This is a genomic window from Marinomonas sp. G8-14 (assembly GCF_055808935.1).
In genome coordinates this window covers 1,659,357-1,685,007 of the sequence record NZ_CM147891.1, presented here as the reverse complement: position 1 = coordinate 1,685,007, position 25,651 = coordinate 1,659,357, and the positions used below count along the sequence as shown (strand labels likewise).

Genomic DNA, 25,651 nt, shown 5'->3' with positions numbered 1-25,651 from the left:
TAGAGCTGGTTACTTAAATTAAAGACCCTCTAGCAGTATTTCCTCTATATTGAGAAGAACTTATGGTAGAATTCGCCACCGAAAAAGACTTGGTTAGAATAGGAGTGTTAGGTTGAGCGTTCAGTGGTATCCAGGGCACATGAATAAAGCGCGTCGAGAGATCGAAGAGGTCATGACGCAAGTAGATATCGTGATTGAAGTGTTGGATGCCCGCATTCCTGATTCAAGTCAAAACCCTATGCTTAATACGTTGCGTGGGGATGTCCCTGTGCTGCGTTTGTTGAATAAAAAAGACTTGGCAGATAAATCTCGTCTAGACTTATGGTTAGAGCACTGGCGTGGTAATGAGTCCATCTTGGCGCATCCGTTTTCTACTCTTGATAAAGCCGACATTGCCAAAATAAGTCAATGGGTGGGACAGATGGTGCCTCACAGAGGAAGTGCAGAGAAGCCTATTCGGGCCATGATTGCTGGCATTCCTAACGTGGGTAAATCCAGTTTAATGAATGCGTTATTAGGACGTCGAGTAGCGAAAGTGGGGGATGAACCCGCCGTGACGAAGTCACAGCAAAAATTGAAAGTCACGAATGGCTTCCAGATATTAGATACCCCTGGTATTTTGTGGCCGAAAATTGAAAACCCGGATGCCAGTTATCGCTTGGCTGTTACGGGTGCCGTTCGTGCCACTGCTATTGATTATGAAGATGTTGCCTTGGTGGGTTTGAAGTTTTTTATTGCAGACTATTTAGACTCTCTTGTGGCGCGTTACAAGTTAAAAGATCTTTCACCAGATCCTTACGAGGTGTTGAAAGTGATTGGCTCGAAACGGGGAGCGTTGCGCGCAGGTGGTAACGTTGACATGCACAAAGCGGCAGAAGTCTTCTTGAATGATGTGAGAACGGGGGCTATAGGGCCTTATGTCATGGAAACGCCAGAAATGATTGCTCACGAAGAGCGTTTGGTCGAGGAGGCCAAGGCGAAAAAAGAAGCCGAAAGGCAAGCAAGATTGGCTGCCGCTGTACCACAACGCCAGCAAGCGAATAATCGTGCTTATCGTCATGCTCAAGCGACAGATCAAGTAGAATCAACAGAACAAGTTCACACTATTCAGCAAGATGAGAACACAGATGACAAGCAGTGAGGTTCACGGTCATGGATTATGAAATTGCCTTTGATCAGGACGAAAATGTTTATCGCATTTACACCGGATACGAGTTTGCCGCTATTGGTGAATGGGTTTCCGAATACGTGCGCGATTTAGAAAGTATTCAGCGGGTATTAATGGCGGCACGTTTGGCGGAAACGGCAAAAGAAGTGACGGAATTTAAACATGGTCCTTTTGATGTTGTGCTAAGTGAAGAAGGGGTTTCTGTTTCTAGGCAAATCGATTTAGATTCGGCGGAAGAAGAGATAAAAGCGATGTTTGATAGCCAAGAAAGCTTCTATCAGACCTCGACCGACGGTATACAAGCAGAATGTGGCTTAGACGATTTAATTGATTTGATTGAAAATTGGCACGAAGTACTGCAATAACCTTAACGTGTTAGGGTAGTTGTTCCTTGCGCTGGCTGGGTTTACACTAGTGCTTGTTTATTTTTTACGTTTTTAGGGAGCCGATATGCTCATCGAATTGGAAAAAGCCCGCACTCGAAACAATGTTGTTCGCATTTTTCGTGAAGAATTGGATGGACCAGATAGCTGGACTGACGGTTTTGTTGTGGATGCCAACGAAGAAATGGTTTTGCTCCAATTGGTGGATGACAGTGTTCGTCTTAATGGTTATCAAATTCTCTTTTTAGAGGATATTAGCGACTTTGCTCACCCAGCGCCGTTTAATGACTTTCAGAAGAAAGTCCTAGAACTTCGTGGCGAGGAAGTAACGGATCCTGAAGTGGATCTGGATGACTTGGCGGTATTGTTGATTGATATCAGTGAAGAATTTGGACTTGTAACGCTGCATCGTGAAGAGGTTGAGCCTGACAGTTGCGAAATCGGACGCGTTGTTCGTGCCGATGCGGTGACCTATGAGTTAGAAGAAATTGGCTCTGACGCGCGCTGGTTTGATGATACTTTTGAGTACGATTTGTACGATATCACGCGTATTGAGTTTGGTGGCGCCTACGAGGATGCGTTGTTACTAGCAAACGAGGCAATGGGCGATGACGCCTATGAACGCTCGGATGAATACCCTGATGACGGTATTGTAGACGAAGATTAGTGAGAGACTCTTTTTCTTATTCAACATAAAAACGCCTTAACGGGCGTTTTTTTATTTATATTATCGTATTTATGTTGTTTTATTGGACGATCTTGGCGGTTTTTAGATGATGTGTTTTACGAATAAAACGAAATAAAAAAATAGGAAGCTTTTTTATGTCTCGGTGGATAACCCTTTTTCTGACATTGGTGCTTGTTTCTGGCTGTGCGGCGTACGCTACTCATCAGTTTGATTCTGTGTTTGGCTCGCAAGATACAGCGAACCGAACTGGCGATATCAATGACGAGGAAGCGGCCTTTTATAATGAACAAGTTAAGCCTATTTTAGACAGTCGTTGTGTCTCTTGTCATGCCTGTTACGATGCACCATGTCAGTTGAAATTGACCGCTACAGGCGGGATTGAGCGAGGCGGCTCAAAAGAGCTAGTTTATGATGGCACTCGCTTATTGGCATCCTCTCCGACGCGTTTGTTCATTGATGCTAAAAGTACCGATGAATGGCGGACAAAAGGTTTTCATCCGGTTTTAAACGAACGTGAGCAATCGCCTTCCGCAAATTTGCAAGGTAGCTTGTTATATCGTGCTGTTGCACTGCGCAAAAAACAGGGCGATTTTACTCAGCCGATTTTGCCTGATAGCTATGATTTCTCGCTCGCTCGTGATCAGCAATGCGTCAGTATCGAGGAGTATCAGCAGTTTGAAAGAGATTACCCTAATTGGGGGATGCCTTATGGTCTTCCCGCGTTAAGTGACAATGAATATGATGTGTTAACTCGGTGGTTGGCGAAAGGTGGCAAGATGCCAGAAGCCAAGCCTTTGCCTGTTAAGCTACAACAACAGGTGGCGTTATGGGAATCACGATTAAACGGCAATGATCTTAAAGGCCGATTGGTTTCTCGTTACATATATGAACATCTTTACTTATATAGTCTTTACTTAGGTGATGATGGTAGTGAAGATTTTCGCTTTCAGTTAGTGCGCTCTAAGACGCCTCCCGGAGAGCCAATTGATCGAATTGCTACGCGTCGTCCTTATGATCCACCGGGTGTTGATCGTGTGTATTACCGACTTTGGGCTGATCCAGAAGTAAAGGTTCAAAAAAATCATATTCCTATGCAGCTCGACGACGCGAGGTATGCTCGCTGGCAGTCCTATTTTTATGGCAATGATTACGAGGTAACGAGAGACCCAGGATATGCGCCGGAAGTGGCGACAAATCCCTTCAAAGCCTTCCGTGAAATTCCGGCTTATGGGCGTTATCGCTTTTTGTTGGATCACTCTCAGAAAACCATCATGTCATTTATTAAGGGTCCAGTGTGTCGTGGGCAAGTTGCGGTGAATGTGATTAATGAGCAATTTTGGGTGTATTTTCTCGATCCAGAAATTGCGTATAACAAAGGCTCAGCAGATTATTTAGAAGATCAAGTGCAAAATTTAGATCTGCCTGCTATTGGATCAAGTAACACACTATCACCCACTTCTTGGGTGACGTTTTCTGAGCAGCAAAAGTCATATTTATCAGCCAAAGCCGCATTGATTGAATCGGAAGTAGGTAAGACCATTCCTTTGGACTTAAGCGTTATCTGGGACGGTGACGGAAATAATAAAAATGCGGCATTAACGGTTTTTCGTCACTTTGATAATGCCTCTGTTGTAAAGGGGATGGTTGGTCAGCATCCTAAAACGTCGTGGGTGATTGATTACCCTTTATTAGAGCGCATTCATTATCTGTTAGTGGCGGGCTTTGATGTGTACGGTAATGTGGGTCATCAATTGGTCACACGTTTGTATATGGACTTTTTGCGCATGGAAGGAGAAATGAACTTCCTACTTTTATTGCCTAAGGAAGATCGAGAATCGATTCGACAGTATTGGTATCGAGACGCTGATCAAACCATCAAAAATTATATATTTAGTGATTACATAAAAGTGGATAGCCAGTCTCAAATCGAATACAGCACAGACGATCATCAGTCTGAACTGTATGAAAAGCTTAGGCATAAGCTGGCTGCTGTATTGGATCATAGTCATGACTTAGAGCAGAGTAAGTTGTCTGCGAATCAAATTGAAGCCTTGTATAAGCTTCAGTCTGTACGTGGTGGCGGTTTGGTGTATTTGCCTAATGTAGCGACAGTATTAGTGACTCAGCAAGGCGTGCCTTTGGAAGTGATTAGTCTGATCCATAATAAAGCTCACGCTAATATATCGAGCTTATTGGATGAAGAAGCGGCTCGCTTGCCAGAAGAGGATGGTGTGACCATTGCGAAAGGCGTATTAGGCGATTATCCAAATGTATTAATGCAAGTGGAAGAAAGTGAATTGGTTGCTTGGGCAGATCAAGTCGCTAATCTTAAAACACAGGCAGATTATGCCGCTCTTCTTGATAGTTTTGGTATACGCCGGACCCATCCAAATTTCTGGTTTGTGAGCGATGCAATCAGTAACTTAAACAGACTTGATCGTCCAAGAGAGAGTGGCATATTGGATTACAATCGCCTAGAAAATAAATAGCATAGTGTTTTTTTGAAAAAGTAGTGCGTCGTCTGTAGATGAAAATTCAAACAGGGCGACGCTTCTGCATTTTCTGCATGATTGTTGGCTTGTCCTCTCTCTAAAAGGACCCAAATAAAAGGTATATTCTTTATCACCTTATGATTGGGTAAGTATTATGATTCCTTTTTCAATTCTTGATTTGGCGCCAGTTGCTGCTGGTTGTTCCGTTGCCGACTCATTGGCGATGAGCCGCAGAATGGCAATTGCAGCAGAGGAGAACGGTTATGCGCGCTTTTGGTTGGCGGAGCATCATGGTATGGCTGGCGTAGCCAGTTCGGCAACGTCGGTTGTATTGTCTTACATAGGCGCTGCGACATCCACTATTCGCATTGGTTCTGGTGGTGTTATGTTGCCGAATCATTCGCCTTTAGTGATCGCAGAGCAGTTTGGTACTCTGGCTGAGCTTTATCCGGGGCGAGTTGACTTAGGCCTAGGTCGAGCGCCGGGGACGGACATGCAGACAGCACGCGCTCTGCGCCGTAATATGGATGCTTCGGTGGACAGCTACCCAGATGATGTTCTAGAGTTGCAGCGTTTACTTGGTCAGGGTACTCAAGGTGTAATGGCGGTACCTGGGCACAATACCCATGTGCCCCTTTGGATGTTGGGGTCGAGTCTGTATAGCGCTCAAGTGGCGGCAGAGTTTGGTTTACCTTATTCTTTTGCGTCGCATTTTGCGCCAGACCAACTGATTCAAGCGTTGACGGTTTATCGTCGAAATTTCAAGGCGTCTGAACAGCTTGCCAAGCCTCACACCATGGCAGGTGTTATGGCGGTTGTGGCGGAGACGGATGAAGAGGCAAAATACTTATTTACGTCGGCTCAGCAACAATTTGTCAATTTGCGTCGTAACCGCAATTTACCTTTTGCAAGACCGGTCGATAATATGGATGAGATCTGGTCGCCGAGTGAAAAGCACATGGTCGAGCACATGTTGCAGTATGCCATGGTGGGATCTAAAGAAAGCGTTGCATTTCAATTGACAAGTTTTCTAGAGTTGACAAAGGTGGATGAACTGATTGTTTCTATGCCGATTCATGACTCGGAAGCGAGATTGAAATCGCTGCGCCTAATGGCCGAGATCCGAGATGGTCTTTAATGTTAAGTAATATGGCGGTTTAAAAAAACTAGCCGTTAAAAAAGCCACTGGAAATTTGATGCTCTCCAGTGGCTTTTTTTTATTTGTCGTAAGGCGATGGATCGCCCGCAACAGGTTGTGTCTTAAAGCGTCGATGCGACCAATAATATTGCTCTTTTTTGGGTTCTATAACGGACTGCATTAATTCATTGATTCTCGTCGCGTTTTCAACATCATCTTGGCTTGGATAGTTTTCCACTTCAGTCAAACTTAGATGATAGCCCTTTTCGGTTCTACCATAATCATAAAGCACCACTGGCGCATTGGTCATGTTGGCGATACGTCCAATATGAGCGATGGTGGCACATTGGCGACCATAGAATGGGGCGAAGACAGAGTTTCTTCGTCCGTAATCTTGATCGACCGCGTACCAAACGGCTTTGTTCTGTTTGAGTGATTTCAGTACTTCTCGCATGTTGGTGCGTTCTATGGTTTTAGAAAAAATGGCTTGGCGTTGGCGCTCCATAACCCAGTTCATAACCGGATTAGTTTGTAGCTTGTAAATTGGGTGAACGTCAATAAAGCGTGGCATTTGGCTGCCGCAGATATCAAGAGGCGAAAAATGCCCGCTGATTAATATGCAGCCACGGCCTTTGGCTAACACCTTGTCTATTACTTCTTGTCCTTCAAAGGTAATACGATTTTGGCATTTTTTGGGGCCTTGAAACCAAGAGGAAAACGTCTCGATTGTGCCTTTTCCCATGCTTTCAAAGTGGGCTTTAGTGAGTGCTTTTCTGTCTTCGTCGCACATGTCGGGGTAGCAGATTTTTAAGTTTACATCGCAAATATGTCTACGTCTTTTCGCGATGACATGCAGTGTACGACCAAGGTATTTGCCAAGTTTTTGTTGTAATGGCCAAGGTAAAAAACTCAATATGTAGGCAATTCCCATAGCGAACCAGCTTAACCAGTGTTTTGGGCCAAGATAGTGAGTGATACTTTTGTCCAGTGTTGATGTCTTTTTAGCCATGATAGCCTTCTAAAAAAGTGCGCCATTGCGCATCCGAAACAGTGAAATGAGAGTGGAGATTAGATTCCTTATCCAAAGAGCGTTTTAATCGGTCAATGTTGGCTTGTTTCCATTGTGTATCCTGAGTTCTTAGTTCGCACTTATCAAAATCAATCAGCCAAACTTTACCGTTCTGATCAACCATGATGTTATGGCAGTTTAAGTCTGAATGATAAATACCTTCATTGTGGAAGCGTTTTACGACTTTTCCAATCTCGTACCAGTTTAGTGTATGGCTGTTGCCTGCTTTAATAATATCAAAAAGATCGATCGCGTTTTCAATAGTCTGAGTCAATAGCTCCCCTCGGTAGAAGCCTTTGTTGAGGACATATAAGCCGCCGATAGGTCGAGGAACCGGTAATCCTATTGAGCACATATGCTCTAATAAGCTCAGTTCAAGCCATGGGCGTGTGTGTTTTTGACCTGTAAACAAGAAATGACTCTTATTAAATTTTGCAATAAGTCCACCTCGACGGTAGCGTCTTATGACAAATTTTCCAAACTGACTATTGATAAACCAGACAGCGCCTCGGCCATGGCCTGTACCAGTCAAAGCGTGTTGTGACTGCCAGAATTCTGGGTCGAACCAAGTGCTTGATAGTGGTAATGTCTGGTCGCTTTTTAATAGTGTCGTACTAGGCGATATTGTGATGGCTTCTGGCATTTTGCTCGCTTTACATAGGATGGTCTTTATCGCGTCTATAAATTTGGACACATTCAAAGAGGACTATTCTATAATACTTGCCACGTTTAAGCAGCCCTAGAGGAACACATGCAGCAAGAGTCAATACAGGAAAAGCGAGTGCAGCACGTGGCTGTCGTTAGATTGTCGGCGCTGGGCGATGTGTGTCATGCCATGGCAGTGGTGCAAGCCATTATAAAATCCAATCCATCTGTGCAGGTGACATGGGTAACGTCTCCGCTAGAAGCAAATTTAGTGCGTTTGCTAGAGGGAGTACGCGTGGTGGTTTATGACAAGAAAAGTGGTTTGTCTGGATTATTGGCGCTGCGCGCGTTACTGCGTGATCAAACATTTGATGTGTTACTGCATTTACAGTGGTCTCTCAGAGCAAGTCTAGTGTCCCGCATGATAACCGCAAAAAGACGTATCGGTTTTGCACTGTCTCATTCTCGCGAAAAGCAGCACTGGTTTGTCAATGAGTATGCACCTGAGCCGAAAGGTGAGCATGTTTTAGATTCCTTTTTATCTATCGCTAGTGTGTTGGGTGTGACGTCGCCTGTATTACCATGTGAGCTGGCGTTGCCTGATGTGGGTTTTCACTTGCCTGAGCGTTATGTAGTGATTAATCCTTCAGCTTCTAAGGCGGAGAGAAACTGGACGATAGAAGGATATCAGGCAGTCATAGACTGTCTCTTGCTGAAAGGTATTTGTCCCGTTATAACGGGTGGGCCTTCTACTGAGGAGGCGGCATTTGCTCGTACTATTATTGCCGATCGACCAGATCAAGTGATTAACCTAGTTGGCAAAACGCCACTGGCGATGATGATGTCTGTATTAAAAGGTGCGTCATTAGTGGTGAGTCCTGACACTGGGCCTGCGCACATGGCGACGTTAGTGGGGACACCAGTGATTGGTTTGTATGCGCACTCTAATCCTAAACGAACAGGGCCTTATCGAGATTTAGACAAGGTCGTAAGTGTCTATGAGGTGTTGGTCGTAAAAGAATATCAAAAGCCCGTGTCTGAACTACCATGGTCGACACGCGTGCATGACCCTAAGGCCATGCAGCATATTTCTATCGATCAGGTGCTTGCTGCGCTAGAAGCGGTTATCTAGCTAGCGCTTGCTCAGCCAGTTTAAGATCTAAAGTCGCTTTAAGTAGCTTATACAGCTTGATTGAAGCGTCTATTTCTTCTTTGCGGTTGGTTAAACTTTCTATGTTTAAGCCGAGTGGAACTCCAAGAGGGAGGGCCGTTTCAATAATTTGCTCCAAAGCATTGCGACAAATTTTAATGGACTCTTCCAATGGTGCTTGAGCGTCCAAAATGCGATGCTTAGTTGCATCGGGAACGGAAATCCCCAGCCACTCCATGAACTCAAGTGTTTTGGCGCTGCCGCAGGGTGTGAAAGTTAAAATGATACGCTTTGGCGTTTCGCCTCTTTTTTTGCAGGTTCTTGCGTAGCGGCTAATTAGATCTGCGGTCGCTTGGTGGTTATAAACGGCTTGTGAGATGAAGAATTCGCATCCAGATTCTGTTTTTTTCAACAGGCGTAAGTGTTCGTCGCCTTTTTTTGCATGTCGTTCTGCAATGGTAACACCGCCTAAGTTAAAAGCATGCGGTGATGCTTTTAATGTGTCATAGGCCTGCGGTAAAGGTAGTTTGATATCGCCCGTTGAAGAGGGTGACCCAACCAAAACGAGGTCACGAATACCATATTCTTCCCATGCTTGTGTTAACCAGCCAGAAAACTCTTCAGAACTACGTGAAGAGACGGATTTGTAAGTAATAACAGGTTTGCCAGATTGTTGATGAAGGCGTTTTGACCAAGCGCGTGGGTCGTGGGTTTCCATGAAAGGAAAAGGGCGCGGCTTGTCAATGCGGCTGGTTTCATCTTGAATGTCATAGACAATCAAACCGTCCACATCGATATTATCAAGACGCTCAAGTAATTTATGGCTTACTTGCTCTAGTTGCTCTTCTTCCATAGAAGACTTAGGTGGTGTTGTACCAATGAAGTATACGCCTCGACTCGGATCTTGAAATTTTGTTGCTAATGCCGATTTCATAATGTCACACTCTAAATAGACGAGGCAGCTATGTGGTTCTGCGGCTCGATAAGTTTGTTTGTTGTGGTTATTCTAACAGTGAAATGAATTCAAGGCTTTGACTGTAAGTTGAATAATATTATTGATGAAGTGAAGGTCTCTAATCTTAATTTGGGGATTGGCTGGGTTGCACGTCATTATAAGTGAGAAAGCGCATGTCAAATATAGATTTGAAAGGTTTTTCTGAAGTGACCTCTTCGGGTTTGCCGCCGGTGCATACTTGGACGCCGCCGTTTTGTGGTGACATGGACATGGTGATTAAAGCAAATGGTGATTGGTGTCATGAAGGCAGCAAAATTAAGCGTTCTGCTATGGTGACAATGTTTAGCCGAATATTGTGGTTCGAAAATGGCGAGTATTTCTTAATGACGCCTGTCGAAAAGGTACGAATTAAAGTAGAAGATGCGCCTTTTCACGTTAATCGTTGGCAATGGATAGAAACCGTGCACGGTCGAGCGATAGAGTTTCGAACTCAGACTGAGGATGTTCTGGTGCTCGGAGTTGACTGTGATATTTGGATGGGTTTTTACCATGAAGAAGAGCGTCCTTACATTTCTATGCGCTATGGCATGAAGGCTCTAGTGGGGCGAAATGTGTTTTATGGTCTCGCTGAAGGTCTTACTGAGGTTGAAACGTCACAGGGCCGAGGTGTGGGTGTAATAAGTGCGGGTAAAAGCTATCTTTTAATGCAAGATGCATAACGAATTTTAGATTGTCTAGGTTATAATGCGTGCATTAGACGCGACGTTTTGGTTACGCGGTATTGTTTAGTTTTGAAGGGGTATTTGTTTGTTATTCGAAGAATTTGGTTTTGATAATCGTATTTTAAAGTCTATTGGTCATCTAGGATTTGATGAGGCAACGGAAATACAAGCTCGCGCTATTCCAGAAGCCATGGCTGGAAGAGACTTATTGGCGTCATCAAAAACGGGTTCTGGAAAAACGCTCGCCTATCTTTTGCCTGCGTTGCATCGAGTTTATAAGAAAAAAGCGCTGTCAAAACGCGACCCTCGTGTTGTGGTTTTAGTGCCGACTCGAGAATTGGCTAAGCAAGTGTTTGGTCAGCTAAGGTTGTTATTAGCAGGCAGCCGCTTTACGTCTATTCTCATTCAAGGTGGTGAAAACTTTAACGATCAGCACAAATCCTTGCAAAAAGACCCGCATTTTATTGTGGCGACACCTGGTCGTTTGGTGGACCATTTAAAACAGCGTCATGTTTTTCTAGAAGGGCTTGAGTTGCTCATTTTAGATGAAGCAGATCGTATGCTGGATTTGGGTTTTGCCGACGCGATGCGCGCGATTAATGCGGCCGCCAGCCATCGTCAACGTCAGACATTGTTCTTCTCAGCGACATTGGATAATACGGAAGTTAGTATTATTGCTGGCGAGTTATTACGGGAGCCTTCGCGTGTTGCTGTTGGTCAAGGTTTTGACGAGCACACGGATATTTCTCAGCACGTTTTGTTGTGTGATCATTTGGATCATAAAGAAGCTTTACTTAAGCATCTATTGTTGGGCCAAACGATCAAGCAAGCAATTATTTTTACGGCAACGAAAAGCGATACTGTACGCTTGTCTGAGATCATCGCAGGGTGGGGGTTAAGTACGCAGGCTTTGAATGGCAATTTATCGCAAAGCGCGCGCAATAAAACCATGGAAAGCTTTGCCAAAGGGCAGTTTGATGTCCTTGTGAGCACAGATGTGGCTTCTCGTGGTTTGGATATTGCCAGCGTGTCTCATGTTTTCAACTTTGATTTGCCCAAGCAAGCTGAAGAGTTTGTTCACAGAACGGGACGTACAGGTCGTGCTGGTTTTAAGGGCGACGCTTATTCTTTGGTTGGTCCGAAGGATTGGTTGAATTTCAAAGCAATAGAGGCTTTTTTGCAAAAAACATTTGCTATTGAGTCTATTGAAGGGCTTGAGCCAACGTTTAAAGGGTTGTTGCCACCTAAACCTGCCCGTAAAGAATTGAAAAAAGACTCTGTTAAAACTCCGGCTAAAGCGCCTAAAAAAACAAATAAAAAGCCTGCAAGTAAAGCCCGCTTTCATGATAATCAACAGGACGGCTTTGACGCATTTAAATTACCACCTAAGCGTTTTATCACGTCGGAAGTGACCAGTGATGAAGATGAGTAATCCGATTCGTATTGTGTAAAATTATTGTGTGTGTAGGGCTATAATAATTGACAGGTGAGCCATTTTCACGCTATTGATTAGATAAAGTGTAGAAATCTTTCTTTACCTTTCTTATCTATTGGAGATGAGCTTATTAATCGTTTGCCCCCTTTAAATTCATTGAAGTGTTTTGAATCTGCTGCTCGCCATGGCAGTTTCAATAAAGCAGCCAAGGAATTGTCTGTAACGCCTTCTGCGATTAGTCATCAAATCAAGGGTTTGGAAAGTTTTCTAGGCCTTGAGCTTTTTCGCCGTACAAAACGTAAAGTGATTTTAACGGAAGCGGGTGAATCGTATTTAAAACCCATAAAGAGTATTTTTGAGCAGTTAGAAAACGCGACATCTGAACTGAAGAGCAAGCAAAAGTCTGGATCGTTGCGATTAGCGGTTGCCCCAGCTTTCCTTACTCGCTGGCTTATGCCAAGAATGGAACGATTTCAAGAGCGTTATCCTGATATTCAGATCGAAATTAGTTCTTCTACAGGGTTAATTGATTTCTCTGCCAACGACATAGATATGGCGGTGTACTTTGGTAGTGGCGATTGGGAGGATGTTGAGGCGCATTATTTACGCCCAGCACGCTTGGCTCCAGTTTGTAATCCTCGGTTGATAAAGCCTGAACAGCCTATCGTTAAACCAGAGGATATGCGTTTTTATCCGCTCTTACACGTTACTAAACGAAAAGACGAATGGCATGATTGGTTACAACAACATGATCTTGATCCTAAGTTATTTCGTCGTGGTTTGATGTTTTCTAGTGGGTCTTTAACCGCTGGTGCGGCGGCTCAAGGTTTGGGTATATCATTGACAGACCCAGAATTGATTATGCCAGAAATAGAGGCTGGGACGCTAAAAGTGTTGTTTAATCAGCATTTGATTACCAATCGGTCTTTTTATTTAGTGTATGAGAAACGTCGTTCAGTTACCTCTGCTATGTCGGCTTTCAAAGAATGGATAATTGAAGAGATGGTGGGAAATAAAAACACATAAGTGCACTTTGAATCGTGGCTAAAAAAACATATTTTTAAAACGGAAATGAGAACTTGTATATGAGCACAGCGTTAAAAGTAAATAGCTATTTTAATGATCAAGTAAAATCCATTGCATTGGATAACGCGGAAGGAACATCAACGGTTGGTGTAATGGCAATTGGTGACTATGAGTTTGGCACGAGTCAACGAGAATATATGACGGTTGTATCAGGTGCACTAACGGTAAAATTACCGGGACAAGACGATTGGACAACCTTTGCGAAAGGTGACACTTTTATTGTAGAAGCGAATCAAACCTTCCAATTAAAAGTGACCGAGATGACTGCTTATCTTTGTCGATATGAGTGATACGACTTTTTTAAAAGTAGTATAATAAAAAAAGGGCTGATCAAATCAGCCCTTTTTGTTGATTGTTTAGCCACCGACCACGTTTACAAGAAGAGTGACTTTGTCGCCCGGTTGAACGTACTTTTTGCTGCTGACTTTGGGGTTCCATTCACGAATGTCATTGATGGACACCTTAAATTTGTTGGCAACAACAGCCAATGACTCACCCGATCTTATAGTGTAAACCACTTTCTTGATTACACTGCGAGTACTGTCACTGTTTTTTGATTGATCAGGTTCTAGCCAAAGTACCAGTTTTTTGCCAGGCATTAGCGGATCGCCAAGCCCCATATTGTTCCAACGGGCAAGCGTTTTTGTATCTGTTTTATATTTATTGGCAATTGACCATAAGCTATCACCAGAATTGACGGTGTAGTTTATTTTAATGCGATTGCGGTTTGGTGCCTTAGATTGCTTGGCTAGTAAGCGTTGGTGAGAGCTTAATGTGTAGCTTTCAATGTTGTTTCCGGCTACTGGGATCATGAGCCTCTTGCCCAACGCGGATCATAGAGGAAGACATTTTATTAACGTCTTGCAGGACGTTGACTGTTGTGTTGTGTTGTTTTGCCACTAAGAGTAAATTGTCACCAGCTTTTACCGAATAGCGAACCCAAGTTACTCGCTCTTTGCTGGGGATTTCTGCCAGCTTTGCTCTGAATTTTTTAGCCTTGGAAATAGGCATTAACAGTCGGTGGGGGCCATCAGGGGAGGTTGCCCACTGGTTAAAGCCAGGGTTTAATAAGTAAACCTCATCAATACTAACGTTCGCCATCTCCGCCGCTTGAGCTAAATCTATTTGACCGCCAATGTTGACAATATCAAAATAGGGTTTGTTCGGGATGGAATACGTTGAGTAATTGTATTTTTCTGGATCTTTGATGATTTTAGCAAGGGCTATTAACTTGGGGACATAAGCACGAGTCTCTCGCGGCAGGTCTAGGGACCAGAAATCAGTAGGTTTCCCCGCTTTTTTGTTTTTTCTGATCGCTCTCATAACAGTGCCTTCACCTGAGTTATAAGACGCCAGTGCATGGAGCCAGTTACCATCAAACATTTTATGCAGTCGAGTCAGGTAGGCAATGGCTGCCTGAGTCGAGCCTATAATATCGCGTCGACCGTCGTACCACCATGTTTGATCCAACCCATACATTTGACCTGTAGATGGGATAAATTGCCAAGGACCAGAAGCGCGTCCATGACTGTATCCGAATGGATCGAAGCCACTTTCTACGATGGGTAATAGGGCGATTTCTGTAGGAATACCTGCTTTTTCTAATTCTTCAACGATGTAGTACAAGTAACGTTCACCACGCTTTGATACTCTATCTAAATATGAAGGATGAGAGCTGAACCAGCGTAGCTGAGAGGATAGGCGAGGGCGATCTATATCAAGATCAAGCTGGTATCCGGCGCGAATTCTTTCCCATATGTCAGCGTGTTCTTGTGGTTTTATCGTTGTGACCAATTGCTCATCGGTTGCTTCTTCACTGTCTTCTGTAGTCGATTCGACTGGTGGTACAGTGTCAATAAAACCTAATTGTTCGGTATCTGCTTCGGCAATATCTCCATCTTCTAAAGACTCTGTGAGGCTCATTCGAAGCGTTATCTTGATCTATTTTTGAGGCGGTTTGGCAGGCGCTCAGTGTTAGGCTGACAAGGCAAATCCAGAATATTTTATATATCATGTAAGTCACAAAATTGAATAAAGTTTGGACATTTTAAGGGAGTATCGCGATAGGTCAACTAAAACTATCCTTGGCTCGTCTAACTTGACTGAATGCCGCCACAGAATTATCGGCTGGTTTTTCGTTAAGTTGTTGTGCTGCTTTAACTTTTAAGGACTTAATGTGGGTTCGTAAAAAGGGGTTAGTTTTTTTCTCTACGCTGAGTTTTGTTGGTAAAGTGGGCTTCATTATTGGCCCTTTTTGCTTGGCTTATTCGGTTTGAGCGTAAAAGTGATTTGTTGTTGGGTTCTAAAGAAAGAGCAAAACGGTAGTTTGCTAATGTATATTCGTGGGTGCCGTAGATGAGTGCGTTGTCGGGTAAATGGAAAATTTTTGTCATCGCGTCTAACATCTGCTCTGGTGTTCCTTCCATTATTCGACCACAGCCGCCCCTGAATAAGGTATCGCCACTGAATAAAGTGTTTGCCCCCTCGGGACAAAAGTAACACAAATGATCAAGCGTGTGCCCTGGGGTAGCGATAACATGAAAGGTGTGTTTGAAAATGGCTACTTGATCACCTTCGTACATGGGCGTAGTAATGAGATCCGTAAGATGCGCAGGACCATAAACATGGCAAGCAAAATATTGTTTTAGTCTACTGACGCCCCCAGTATGATCTTTGTGGTGGTGGGTAATTAAAATGCCTGTTAAGGTTTTGTTCTCTTTGTGGCAATAATCTAATACGACGTCGGCATCTCCCGGATCTACAGCCCAGATGGCTGAACTATCTTTATCTTGGATGATCCAGATATAATTGTCCTGAAAAGCGGGAAGCGGAAAAATAGTCATAAGTTGTCTGCTTTATAGAGGCGGTTGTTGTTTATATGGCGTGTCTATAAAAAAATAAATACAGCGTCATACCGTTTAAAAAGAGAATTCATTGTATGTTGGATGATCAATCAAGACAATTTTTTCAAAATTGGTACAAGAGTAATTTAGGCGATAGTGTCTTGCAGTTGGAGCGCGATGAAGTCGCAGCTGAACTCGATTCCGCAGTCGGCTATTATCTTGTCACGCAATCTCCTCTCAAAGACTTCTCTGTGCGAGAGCATCGTTTACGTGAGAGTATTTTAATCGCGCCTATTTTGGAATTTGGTGCGCCATCGAATACGGTTGTTGCCAGGGCAAGTGAACTGCCTTTTGAGGCGGATGGCATCGATGTCCATGTTTTTCACCATACGTTGGATATTTCCGCAACGCCACACGATGATTTACGTGAAGCGGCAAGAACCCTGTTACCAAGTGGCAAGTTGATCATTATCGGCTTTAATCCTTGGAGTGTTTGGGGGTTTTGTCGTTTGTTTTCTAAAAAGGTGAAAGCGCCATGGTGCGGTCATTTTATTGCTCATCAACGCTTGGAGGATTGGCTAAAAGTAGCGGGCCTCACCTTGGAAACAAAGCGTTTTGTGTATTATCAACCCCCTCTGCAAAATGGCAAATGGCGATCGCGTTTTGCTTGGGTTGATAGAATGTTTAAGCCGCTTAAGCTGCCTTTTAGTGGTATTTATGTCATGGTGGCAACAAAGCAGGTAAAGCGCTTTATTCCGCTAAAACCTCGTTGGTCTGGGGCTAGAGTCCGAGTGCCTCCTTTAACGAAACCAACAGTGAAAGAGATGAAAGAGTGAAAAAGGTTGTAATGTATACAGACGGTGCTTGTAAGGGAAACCCTGGTATTGGTGGTTGGGGAGCTTGGTTAACCTTTGGTGAGCATGAAAAACATTTATGTGGTGGTGAGCAGGATACGACGAATAATCGTATGGAGCTTATGGGAGCAATAGAAGGACTGCGGGCATTAAAAGAAAAGTGTGCAGTGACTTTATATACAGACTCTTCATATGTACAAAAAGGCATCACTGAATGGCTGGCTGGCTGGAAACGAAAGGGGTGGATGACGGCGTCCAAACAACCAGTAAAAAATAAAGATCTTTGGCAGGCTTTAGATGAGTTGTGTCAGTATCATGACGTGACGTGGAAATGGGTAAAAGGTCATGCTGGTATTGAAGGGAATGAAATTGCGGATCAATTGGCAAACAAAGGTATTGAGGAGTTAAGGGCGCTATCATGAGACAGGTTGTGCTGGATACAGAGACAACGGGTATCGATCCAAAACAAGGGCATCGAATTATCGAAATTGGTTGTGTGGAAATGATTGGTCGTAAGTTAACCAATCGGCATTTTCATGTATATATTAACCCAGACAGAGAGGTGGAAGAAGAAGCCTTTAAGGTTCACGGGATAAGCAACGAGTTTCTTGCTGATAAGCCTCGTTTTCATGAAATTGCGCAAGAGTTTTTCGATTTTATCAAAGGTGCTGAACTGATCATCCACAATGCACCATTTGATATTGGCTTTATGGACCATGAGTTTGCTCGTATTGGTGGCTATCCGAAAACAGCTGAGGTATGTGGTGTCTTTGATAGCTTAGTTTATGCTCGTAAGAAACACCCAGGACAGAAGAATAACCTCGATATTTTATGTAAACGTTATGGCATTGATAACTCTCACCGAGAATTGCATGGCGCTCTTTTAGACTCGGAAATATTGGCCGATGTCTATTTGTTGATGACGGGTGGGCAGACTAGTTTGGGGCTTGCTAATCATGCGGACTCAGACAGTAAAGAAGAGGGTGGAGTGGAAGCTATTCGTCGTTTTTCTGCCAATCGCCCTGCGCTAAAAATTATCCGAGCCAGTGAGAGCGAGTTAGAAATGCATGAAGCGCGTTTAGATTTGATCGACAAAAAATCCGGTCAGTCTCTCTGGCGTATTAAGCATTAATAAGCAGTAAAAAGCAGTAAAAAGCATAGATATACAAGCTTCCAAATAAATATCCCCCCAATCCTTGATTAAACAGATTGGGGGGATATTTATTTTTATGTAGCTTATTGGTTAATTAAACACATATTACAATAGGTAAACAACACATAGCCCGCCAACGATGCTCAACACTATCGTATAAGGAAGGGCCATCCACACCATTTTGCCGTAAGACAAACGTAAGAGTGGCGCAATGGCAGAAGTCAATAAAAATAAGAAAGCGGCTTGACCGTTTGGTGTGGCAACACTTGGTAAGTTAGTGCCTGTATTAACAGCCACAGCTAAGGTGTCAAAATGTTCTCGAGTAATGGTGCCAGCATCCAGTGCGGCTTTGATTTCATTGATGTATACAGTAGCAACAAAAACGTTGTCACTGATAGCAGATAGTAAGCCATTAGCAATAAACAGCATAATTGGCTGGCTATCTGTGGGCATCTGTAGCACTACATCAATGACAGGTTGAAATAGATGTTGCGAATGGATAACGGAAACCACAGTAAAAAATACCACCAATAATGCCGTAAAGGGTAATGACTCCTCAAATGCATGGCCAATCTGACGCTCTTCAACGATACCGTTGAATGACGTTAGCAGTACAATGACCATTAAGCCAACCAGTCCAACTTCCGCAACATGGAAAGCAAGAGATAGTACGAGAATAATAGCGACAATGCCTTGCACAATCAGTTGAGCTTTGGTTTTGCTTGTGTGTTTTTTGCTTTCTTCTTGTTCAAAATTATTAAGAATATCTCGAACGGTATCTGGTAATTGAGCGCCGTAATCAAACCAAGCGGTCTTTTCTAAAACGATCACCGTTAATAAGCCACAAATTAAGACAGGCATTGAGACGGGGGCAACATTCATGAAGAATTCGCCAAAATTCCAGCCTGCAACCTTAGCAATCAGTAAGTTTTGTGGTTCGCCTACTAGCGTTGCGACGCCACCAAGCGCGGTACCCACCGCACCGTGCATTAATAAATCGCGTAGAAACGAGCGAAATTCGTTTAAGTCTTCTGTGTTGACTGGCAATATTGAATCGTCTTTACCATGGTCGTGATTTTTATTAGAGCTTTGGCCTGAAGCCGCCTTGTGGTAGACCGAATAAAAGCCAACGCCAACACTGATTAGAACGGCTGTCACCGTTAAGGCATCTAAAAAAGCCGAAAGCAATGCAGCAGAAAAACTAAAAATTAATGAGATGACGATTTTTGATTTTACTTTGACTAGAAGCTTGTTAAAAATAAACAGCAGCATGTCTTTCATAAAGTAAATGCCAGCCACCATAAACATGAGCAGCAGAATAACTTCCATGTTGTGAGATACTTCAGTGTATACACCCTCAGGGGAAGTAAGCCCAAGGACTACGGCCTCAATGGCAAGCAAGCCCCCAGGTTGTAATGGGTAGCATTTTAGCGCCATCGCCAGTGTAAATATGAACTCAATAATTAATAGCCAGCCTGCAACAAATGGCCCTAATACCACTAAGACAATTGGGTTGATAATCAGAAACGCTAAGATGACTTGCTTGTACCACAGTGGTGATGCACCGAGGAAATTTCTTCCTAGTGCTTGGGACAGAGAGGCTTTCATTGATGACTCCTTTTGGGAAAACACTGAAAATGTGCAAAAAATTAACAGGATTTTTCTGTTTTTGTATAGCAGATCAAAAAAATCTTGTTAGTTTTCTGGGGTTTTCAGGCTTTAAAATGCTCAGACTCTATCAAAGTGTGCAGATAATAAGGCATATGCTTGACAGTATCTATAGTGAAATATCAGTAAATATGATTGTTATTTGTAAAAATATCCCCAATATGCCAAGAACTTATGACTATTTAGAGGAAATAAACGTTGGAATTTTTAACTGACTATGCTGGTTTTTTGCTGAAGTTAATCAGTGTTGCTGTGGTGATTGGTTTATTGTTGGCAATAGTGGCAAGCGGAAAGCGTAAATCGCAACCTGGTAGCTTATCTATCACTAAATTGAACGAGACATATGATGCGATGAAGGCGGAGTTGGATCGTCAGCTAATGGATAAGAAAGCTCTAAAAAACATCGAAAAAGAGAAGAAGAAAAAAGACAAGCTTGAGAAAAAAGCTCAGAAAAAAGTCTCTAAAGTTGCTGATGCGAAAGAAGAGACCAAGAGGCGAGTGTATGTATTGGATTTTGATGGAGATATTAAGGCGTCCGCGGTAGAGACAATGAGAGAAGAGATAACTGCGATTCTAAGTATCGCCAAGCCGCAGGATGAAGTTGTTGTTCGTTTGGAAAGTGGTGGCGGTGTGGTTCACGGGTATGGTTTGGCTGCGTCCCAATTACAGCGAATTCGAGAGGCGAATATCCCATTAACGATTTGCGTTGATAAAGTAGCAGCTAGTGGGGGTTATATGATGGCGTGTGTGGCAGATAAAATTATCGCAGCGCCTTTTGCTATTTTGGGTTCCATTGGCGTGGTCGCCCAAATTCCAAACCTTCATCGCTTGTTGGATAAAAGTCTCATTGATGTTGAGTTGCATACAGCAGGGCGATACAAGCGTACGTTGACCATGTTGGGGGAAAACACAGATGAGGGCCGAGAAAAGTTTAAGCAAGATTTAGAAGATACTCATGATCTTTTTAAACGATTTGTCTCAAGCCAGCGTCCGCAGTTAGACATCGAAAGCATTGCCACCGGTGAGACTTGGTACGGTTCGGAGGCATTAGGCAACAAATTGGTTGATGTCGTGATGACCAGCGATGCCTATTTGGTGTCTAATTACAGTACGGCGGAAGTAATTCGTTTAGCGTACAAACAACCGAAAGGCATGGCTGAACGCTTAGGGTTGTCATTTTTTTCAGTGATTGAGCAAAAAGCCATTGCCTGGGTGGGGAAGTTGGCCCAGTCCCGCGGCTATTAGTCTGTTTTTTTGGTCAGTAAAAAGGAGCTTTTGTAAGCTCCTTTTTATTTAAGCGCTCGTTGCGGGAAAGAAGGGTTATACTTTATTTACTGCCCAAGTCGCTTTCTGGTGTCACTGCTGTTGCGAGATGGCCTGTTCCAATTCAATCGGTTCAAAGTATATTAAAGTGCCTATGGTTGGATGGTCTAAATAGTTGACCTTTTTGCTAGCGGTTCTATTGTTTTGGCGTAATTTAAGTACCGATGTAGGCGTTACTTCTGCCGAGCTGGCTGTTGTGGGTGCGATTGGTTGCGGCGTACTGTTTTTGTCCTGAGGTGTAGAAGCTGTTTGTTGAGCGCGGCCAAACAAATAATGCTGATAGCGTATGTCAGACTCCAAATATCGCCCTAGAGTGATAGCGATATTGCCAGTTAACACTGGGTAACCATTTACGTTTTGTTGGCTGACGAAACTTTTGTTGATGGTGTCACCTGGCTGCTTAAAGATAAGCGTCCATTTTTGGTTAGCAAGTATCTTTACCTGACGACCCAGTCTATTGCCAAATGGCGATGCCTGGTTGCTGTTAAGTGTGTTTCCTGCGACGTCATTGGGTGCTGGAAAACGAACAAGTCGGTCAGTTGGTAAGATGTTTTTGTAACTCACTTGTTCACTTGACTGGCCTTCAGGCCACATAAAGGTAACCACATAGGCCTCATAGGCCTTGGCAGTATTCGGATCGAAGCGGTTGTCAGCCGCATAAACGCCACTGGTTAACAGCGTTAAGGATAATAAATTACAAATTAAGGCTCTCAATGTAATAATTCCAAAGTCATTGTTGTGTGCTGGAAGCGCTCTTCTGCGCTGTTCATTGATACTAAAAACTTCAAGGTGTCAGAGCCTGCGAGTTTATAAACATCTGGCTTTGTTTGAATGAGTTTAATCAATTTCATCGGATCAACTGGCGTTTTGCTGTTGAAGATGATTTTACCTTCTTTTGCGTTGACTTCAATTTTATTAATGCCAAGGCTTTCTGCCTTGAGTTTCAGCTCAGTTTGGCGGAATAGGTTTTTGGTAGCATCAGGCAGTAGCCCAAAGCGGTCAATCATTTCCACTTGTAGGTCTTTCAGTTCGTCACTGGCTTTCGCGCTGGCAATGCGTTTATACAGAATCAGGCGTGAATGTACATCGCCTAAGTAATCTTCTGGTATCAGCGCGGGGACCCGCAAATTCACATCGGTTTGAGCGGGTGAGGTAATATCAATATCAGGCGATTCGCCATTTTTTAATGATTTGACGGCTCTGTCTAGCATGTCCATAAAGAGTGAGAAGCCAACATGTTCAATGTGACCGCTCTGGCCGTCACCTAATAGCTCCCCTGTGCCCCTAATTTCTAGATCGTGAGTGGCCAAAGTGAAGCCAGCTCCTAGCTTGTCGGCGAGCATAATGGCCTCTAAGCGTTTTTCGGCATCACTGGTGACCCTGCGATCATTGGGGGTAAGTAGGTAAGCATAAGCTTGGTGGTGTGATCGACCAACGCGTCCGCGTAATTGATGTAGTTGTGCTAAACCAAATTTATCTGCGCGTTCAATAATGATGGTATTTGCATTCGGTATGTCGATACCCGTTTCTATGATGGTCGAGCAGACGAGTACGTTGGCGCGTTTGTGATAAAAGTCAGACATCACTTGTTCCAGTTCTCTTTCACGCATTTGCCCATGGCCCACAATGACACGAGCTTCTGGAATGAGTGCTTCTAATTCTTCCGCCGCTTTCTGAATAGTTTGCACTTCATTGTGTAAATAATAAACCTGCCCGCCGCGATGCAATTCACGCAATATGGCTTCTTTGATTTGGTGCTCGTCTTTCTGTTTGACAAAGGTTTTTACAGATAAGCGTTTTGCTGGAGGTGTGGCGATGATGGATAAATCGCGAATACCCGATAAAGACATATTTAATGTTCGGGGAATGGGGGTCGCTGTGAGAGTCAGTATGTCAACTTCCGCTCTTAAGGCTTTAAATTGTTCTTTCTGTTTGACACCAAAGCGGTGCTCTTCGTCAATAATAACCAAGCCCAAATTGGCAAACTTAATATCACTTTGAATCAGTTTATGCGTGCCGACAACAATATCGGCTTTGCCTGATTCTAGTCGATCAATTGAGGTATTGGATTGCTTGCCAGACCGAAAACGAGATAGAAATTCGATTTCTACCGGCCAATCAGCAAATCGGTCACAAAAGTTTTCATAGTGCTGTTGGGCGAGTAGGGTGGTTGGTACGAGGACAGCCACTTGTTTGCCATCTTGCACTGCAAGAAAGGCTGCTCTCATAGCGACTTCTGTTTTGCCAAAACCAACATCGCCGCATACCAAGCGGTCCATCGGTTTTTTTGTTGACATGTCACGCATAACGGCATCAATGGCCATTTGTTGATCTGGGGTTTCTTCAAATGGGAAGCCCGCAGCAAATAGCTCATACTGATCGTCTGGTTTGGCAAAGGCATGACCTACTCTGGCTTCGCGCTTGGCGTATATTTCTAGCAATTCTGCTGCGGTATCGCGTGCTTTTTCGGCGGCTTTTTGCTTTGCAATGCTCCATTTGTCAGTACCGAGTTTATGCAATGGCGCGGTGTCTTCGTCTGCGCCTGTGTAGCGCGAAATCAACTGCAATGAGGAGACGGGAACATAGAGTTTTGCGTCATTGGCATAGCCAAGAGTGAGTAGTTCTGTTTCTTGCCCATCGATCTCTAAGTTGGTTAATCCAAGATAGCGACCTACGCCATGGTCGATATGAACTACGGGTGCGTTTAATCTCAATTCAGTGAGATTGCGAATAATAGCGTCTTCGCTAATAGTGTTTTGTTTATTGCGTCGACGATGCTGAGAAACGCGCTCGCCTAGTATTTCGCTTTCAGGAATGAGTGCTAATTCATTGTTGATGATGAAGCCGCGACCAATGTTGCCCTCTGTGATGGCAAGCGATTTGGTCGATTTTGTGAAGGCTTCCCAACTTTCAACCTGTTTAGGTTTAATGTTGTACTTTTTGAGTAAGTCGAGTAGAGCCTCTCGCCGACCGGCAGACTCAGCCACTATGAGCACTCTTGCTGTAGTGTTGGCAAGAAAATGCTGTAATTTGCTTAGTGGTTGCTCGGCTCGGGAGTCAATTTTTACCACATCAAGCGCGCTGTAGGCGGGGTGCTCACCGTCGGCAGAAAAAATAATGTTGGCATATTGGTTGAGTTTCGCAAACAGCTCGTCTTCTCTTAAGCAAATTTCATCGGGCTTTAAAATGGGGCGTTCAATATTGTAATTGAGTGACTCGTGACGGCTGCGGAAGTCGAGTTTAATACTGGCAAATTGATCATTAAAATTATCTGAGCGTATGATGAGTGTCTCATCGGGCAGATAGTCGAATACGCTGGCCGTTTGTTCAAAAAACAAAGGTAGATAGTATTCTACACCTGCAGGGATAATGCCGCTGGAAATGTCTTGGTAAATAGGGCTAGAAAGCGGGTTGGTGTCAAAACGCTCTCTAAACGCTTGGCGAAATTGCTGGATACCTTGGGCTGTGGTTGGAAATTCTTTTGCGGGCAGCATTTTTATTTCTGTTACTTTATTGATGCTGCGCTGAGTTTCTGGGTCGAACCAGCGTATAGAGTCGATGTCGTTATCAAACCAGTCTATACGAATAGGGTTGTCCGCCCCCATTGGGTACACATCCATTAATGCCCCGCGAATGGCATATTCGCCATGCTCGTGGACATTTTCTACGTTTAGGTAGCCTGCGTTCGTGAGTTTGCGAGATAAGTCTTCAAGAGGCAGTTCTTGCCCTTCTTTTAAATGAAAGCGCTGTGCATCTAAGTGTTGCTTAGGGCATAAGCGAGTTAAGCAAGACGCCACGGTTGTCAGGACTATTGGGTTCTTGGTTTCAGTCAGCTTCGCTAATGTTTCTAGACGTTGGGAAATGATGTCTTGGTGTGGCGAAAAGGCGTCATATGGCAGGGTTTCCCAGTCACTGAATCGGAGTATTTCGTGTTTATTTTGATTCAGAAACAGTATTTCATCTTCAAGCTCATTTAGTTCGGCAACCGTATTGGCCATAAAGAGAATAGGGCGTTTATGTTGAGCGGCAATGGCTAGCAACTGCAGGGCTTTACGACTGCCATCTAAACCATTAATTAAGTTTTTGAAGCCGGGCTTTAGGGTGATTGAAACGGTTTCTGACATGTTAGGCTTATTGATCTCTAGTGGCGGACAGTGTTAATGAAACAGAGTCGGCGAAACGCAATGCATGTGGTTTTGCCACTTCCACTTTCGCAAAAGTAACATGGTTTGAAGACATACACAGTTCCAGTAGGTCTGCGGTTAATTTTTCAAGCAGTAAAAAACGATTGTTTTCAGTATGGGCAATCATTTCTTTGCAAATGGTTCGGTAGTTTACCGCATTTTCTACGTTGTCTGTGTCATAGGCTTGGGAGGCTGGGTAGTGTATCCAAGCATTAATGACAACGTCCTGTTTGTTCTGTTTTTCCGATTCATTGAATCCAATATAGGTTCTTAAACGTAAGTTTTTAATATGAATTTGAGCTTCTGGTTTGATCATAGGTTTGCTTCCGTGTTTTGAGCCTATTCATTTGTTAGGCGATATTGTGTCGTTTTCAATAAGATATGGCAACCGACTAAAGTACGGCTGATCTTCCTATTTGGATTGCCTAGCTTTGATTTAATTTGCCAAGGCGGTTTGAGTGAGCTGGATTGTCACTCATCATGTAATAAAATAACAAAAAAAGTATTTTTTATGGCTGCACGTCAATGAATAAGGAGCAAGTTGTGCTTTTAAGTAAAAGTTGGTGCTTAAAGTCCGCTTCATGAGCTGGTCAATGGGGGGAATGATCTTTATAATACGTCGGTTTTTTGGTGAAGTGAGTTTGTGTTTTACAATTATCTTAAGATTGATTGTTCGCTCGTGCATGTTTTCCCGG

At 43.6% G+C, this 25,651-nt stretch carries 25 protein-coding genes; 14 read left to right on the top strand and 11 right to left on the bottom strand.

Going from position 1 to position 25,651, the window contains the following annotated elements:
* Nucleotides 1-112: 112 nt before the first annotated feature.
* From ylqF to AC0L6V_RS08670, 5 genes are all read left to right on the top strand, one after another.
* Nucleotides 113-1,141 carry a ribosome biogenesis GTPase YlqF gene (gene ylqF, locus AC0L6V_RS08690; RefSeq protein WP_409419671.1) on the top strand — a complete coding sequence of 343 codons (1,029 nt, stop codon included), beginning with the start codon at nucleotides 113-115 and terminating at the stop codon, nucleotides 1,139-1,141.
* Nucleotides 1,142-1,152: 11 nt separating this feature from the next.
* Nucleotides 1,153-1,533, top strand: coding sequence for a YacL family protein (locus AC0L6V_RS08685; protein ID WP_111636645.1), 381 nt, complete (start codon nucleotides 1,153-1,155; stop codon nucleotides 1,531-1,533).
* An 85-nt stretch (nucleotides 1,534-1,618) separates the two neighbouring features.
* Nucleotides 1,619-2,218, top strand: a complete 600-nt coding sequence (locus tag AC0L6V_RS08680; protein ID WP_265219198.1) for a hypothetical protein — start codon at nucleotides 1,619-1,621, stop codon at nucleotides 2,216-2,218.
* A gap of 155 nt (nucleotides 2,219-2,373) precedes the next feature.
* Nucleotides 2,374-4,728: a fatty acid cis/trans isomerase gene (locus tag AC0L6V_RS08675; protein ID WP_265219199.1), complete on the top strand. Its 2,355-nt coding sequence runs from the start codon at nucleotides 2,374-2,376 to the stop codon at nucleotides 4,726-4,728.
* Between the two features lie 157 nt (nucleotides 4,729-4,885).
* The gene (locus tag AC0L6V_RS08670) at nucleotides 4,886-5,869 is read left to right on the top strand and encodes an LLM class flavin-dependent oxidoreductase (protein WP_265219200.1); all 984 of its coding nucleotides are present in this window, start codon (nucleotides 4,886-4,888) and stop codon (nucleotides 5,867-5,869) included.
* Nucleotides 5,870-5,948: 79 nt separating this feature from the next.
* Here AC0L6V_RS08670 and AC0L6V_RS08665 read toward each other — a convergent pair whose 3' ends face one another.
* Both AC0L6V_RS08665 and AC0L6V_RS08660 read right to left on the bottom strand, forming a co-directional pair.
* Complete coding sequence (locus AC0L6V_RS08665; RefSeq protein ID WP_265219201.1) at nucleotides 5,949-6,878, bottom strand: lysophospholipid acyltransferase family protein; 930 nt, start codon at nucleotides 6,876-6,878, stop codon at nucleotides 5,949-5,951.
* A complete protein-coding gene (locus AC0L6V_RS08660) occupies nucleotides 6,871-7,581 on the bottom strand; it encodes a 3-deoxy-D-manno-octulosonic acid kinase (protein ID WP_265219203.1) in 711 nt (236 codons plus the stop codon). The genes AC0L6V_RS08665 and AC0L6V_RS08660 overlap by 8 nt, the downstream gene beginning before the upstream one ends.
* Nucleotides 7,582-7,689: 108 nt before the next feature.
* Here AC0L6V_RS08660 and AC0L6V_RS08655 point away from each other — a divergent pair, with 108 nt between their 5' ends.
* Complete coding sequence (locus AC0L6V_RS08655; protein ID WP_265219206.1) at nucleotides 7,690-8,715, top strand: glycosyltransferase family 9 protein; 1,026 nt, start codon at nucleotides 7,690-7,692, stop codon at nucleotides 8,713-8,715.
* Here AC0L6V_RS08655 and AC0L6V_RS08650 read toward each other — a convergent pair.
* Nucleotides 8,708-9,667 (bottom strand): hypothetical protein, encoded by a 960-nt coding sequence (locus AC0L6V_RS08650; protein WP_265219208.1) that lies wholly within the window; start codon nucleotides 9,665-9,667, stop codon nucleotides 8,708-8,710. The genes AC0L6V_RS08655 and AC0L6V_RS08650 overlap by 8 nt on opposite strands.
* A gap of 194 nt (nucleotides 9,668-9,861) precedes the next feature.
* Between AC0L6V_RS08650 and AC0L6V_RS08645 the strand changes: the two genes are divergently transcribed.
* From AC0L6V_RS08645 to ppnP, 4 genes are all read left to right on the top strand, one after another.
* Nucleotides 9,862-10,407, top strand: a complete 546-nt coding sequence (locus tag AC0L6V_RS08645) for a DUF1285 domain-containing protein (RefSeq protein WP_265219210.1) — start codon at nucleotides 9,862-9,864, stop codon at nucleotides 10,405-10,407.
* Between the two features lie 88 nt (nucleotides 10,408-10,495).
* A complete protein-coding gene (locus AC0L6V_RS08640) occupies nucleotides 10,496-11,842 on the top strand; it encodes a DEAD/DEAH box helicase (RefSeq protein WP_265219211.1) in 1,347 nt (448 codons plus the stop codon).
* A gap of 141 nt (nucleotides 11,843-11,983) precedes the next feature.
* Nucleotides 11,984-12,871, top strand: coding sequence for a transcriptional regulator GcvA (gene gcvA, locus AC0L6V_RS08635; protein ID WP_321160320.1), 888 nt, complete (start codon nucleotides 11,984-11,986; stop codon nucleotides 12,869-12,871).
* A 59-nt stretch (nucleotides 12,872-12,930) separates the two neighbouring features.
* Complete coding sequence (ppnP, locus tag AC0L6V_RS08630; protein ID WP_265219213.1) at nucleotides 12,931-13,221, top strand: pyrimidine/purine nucleoside phosphorylase; 291 nt, start codon at nucleotides 12,931-12,933, stop codon at nucleotides 13,219-13,221.
* A 66-nt stretch (nucleotides 13,222-13,287) separates the two neighbouring features.
* Here the strand turns inward: ppnP and AC0L6V_RS08625 are convergent, their stop codons facing one another.
* The 4 genes from AC0L6V_RS08625 to gloB form a co-directional block, all read right to left on the bottom strand.
* Nucleotides 13,288-13,743, bottom strand: coding sequence for a LysM peptidoglycan-binding domain-containing protein (locus tag AC0L6V_RS08625; protein WP_418138931.1), 456 nt, complete (start codon nucleotides 13,741-13,743; stop codon nucleotides 13,288-13,290).
* Nucleotides 13,715-14,854, bottom strand: coding sequence for a transglycosylase SLT domain-containing protein (locus tag AC0L6V_RS08620; RefSeq protein WP_418138930.1), 1,140 nt, complete (start codon nucleotides 14,852-14,854; stop codon nucleotides 13,715-13,717). The genes AC0L6V_RS08625 and AC0L6V_RS08620 overlap by 29 nt, the downstream gene beginning before the upstream one ends.
* Nucleotides 14,855-14,999: 145 nt before the next feature.
* Nucleotides 15,000-15,173, bottom strand: a complete 174-nt coding sequence (locus AC0L6V_RS08615) for a hydroxyacylglutathione hydrolase C-terminal domain-containing protein (RefSeq protein ID WP_418138929.1) — start codon at nucleotides 15,171-15,173, stop codon at nucleotides 15,000-15,002.
* Nucleotides 15,127-15,774 carry a hydroxyacylglutathione hydrolase gene (gene gloB / locus AC0L6V_RS08610; protein WP_418138928.1) on the bottom strand — a complete coding sequence of 216 codons (648 nt, stop codon included), beginning with the start codon at nucleotides 15,772-15,774 and terminating at the stop codon, nucleotides 15,127-15,129. The genes AC0L6V_RS08615 and gloB overlap by 47 nt, the downstream gene beginning before the upstream one ends.
* A gap of 95 nt (nucleotides 15,775-15,869) precedes the next feature.
* Here gloB and AC0L6V_RS08605 point away from each other — a divergent pair, with 95 nt between their 5' ends.
* From AC0L6V_RS08605 to dnaQ, 3 genes are read left to right on the top strand one after another with little or no spacing between them, the layout of a single operon-like run.
* Nucleotides 15,870-16,610 carry a class I SAM-dependent methyltransferase gene (locus tag AC0L6V_RS08605; RefSeq protein WP_265219218.1) on the top strand — a complete coding sequence of 247 codons (741 nt, stop codon included), beginning with the start codon at nucleotides 15,870-15,872 and terminating at the stop codon, nucleotides 16,608-16,610.
* Nucleotides 16,607-17,050, top strand: coding sequence for a ribonuclease HI (gene rnhA / locus AC0L6V_RS08600; protein WP_265219219.1), 444 nt, complete (start codon nucleotides 16,607-16,609; stop codon nucleotides 17,048-17,050). The genes AC0L6V_RS08605 and rnhA overlap by 4 nt, the downstream gene beginning before the upstream one ends.
* Nucleotides 17,047-17,760: a DNA polymerase III subunit epsilon gene (gene dnaQ / locus AC0L6V_RS08595; protein WP_265219220.1), complete on the top strand. Its 714-nt coding sequence runs from the start codon at nucleotides 17,047-17,049 to the stop codon at nucleotides 17,758-17,760. The genes rnhA and dnaQ overlap by 4 nt, the downstream gene beginning before the upstream one ends.
* Before the next feature lie 126 nt (nucleotides 17,761-17,886).
* Here dnaQ and nhaB read toward each other — a convergent pair whose 3' ends face one another.
* Nucleotides 17,887-19,389: a sodium/proton antiporter NhaB gene (gene nhaB, locus AC0L6V_RS08590; protein ID WP_265219221.1), complete on the bottom strand. Its 1,503-nt coding sequence runs from the start codon at nucleotides 19,387-19,389 to the stop codon at nucleotides 17,887-17,889.
* A 258-nt stretch (nucleotides 19,390-19,647) separates the two neighbouring features.
* On the opposite strand from nhaB, the gene sohB reads away from it, so the two are divergent.
* The gene (sohB, locus tag AC0L6V_RS08585) at nucleotides 19,648-20,694 is read left to right on the top strand and encodes a protease SohB (protein ID WP_265219222.1); all 1,047 of its coding nucleotides are present in this window, start codon (nucleotides 19,648-19,650) and stop codon (nucleotides 20,692-20,694) included.
* Between the two features lie 111 nt (nucleotides 20,695-20,805).
* Here sohB and AC0L6V_RS08580 read toward each other — a convergent pair whose 3' ends face one another.
* The 3 genes from AC0L6V_RS08580 to folX are packed head-to-tail and all read right to left on the bottom strand — an operon-like array spanning nucleotide 20,806 to nucleotide 25,272.
* Complete coding sequence (locus AC0L6V_RS08580; protein ID WP_265219223.1) at nucleotides 20,806-21,486, bottom strand: CsiV family protein; 681 nt, start codon at nucleotides 21,484-21,486, stop codon at nucleotides 20,806-20,808.
* Nucleotides 21,483-24,896: a transcription-repair coupling factor gene (gene mfd / locus AC0L6V_RS08575; protein ID WP_409419668.1), complete on the bottom strand. Its 3,414-nt coding sequence runs from the start codon at nucleotides 24,894-24,896 to the stop codon at nucleotides 21,483-21,485. Before mfd ends, AC0L6V_RS08580 begins: the two co-directional genes overlap by 4 nt.
* A 7-nt stretch (nucleotides 24,897-24,903) precedes the next feature.
* Nucleotides 24,904-25,272 carry a dihydroneopterin triphosphate 2'-epimerase gene (folX, locus tag AC0L6V_RS08570; RefSeq protein ID WP_265219224.1) on the bottom strand — a complete coding sequence of 123 codons (369 nt, stop codon included), beginning with the start codon at nucleotides 25,270-25,272 and terminating at the stop codon, nucleotides 24,904-24,906.
* Between the last annotated feature and the right edge of the window lie 379 nt (nucleotides 25,273-25,651).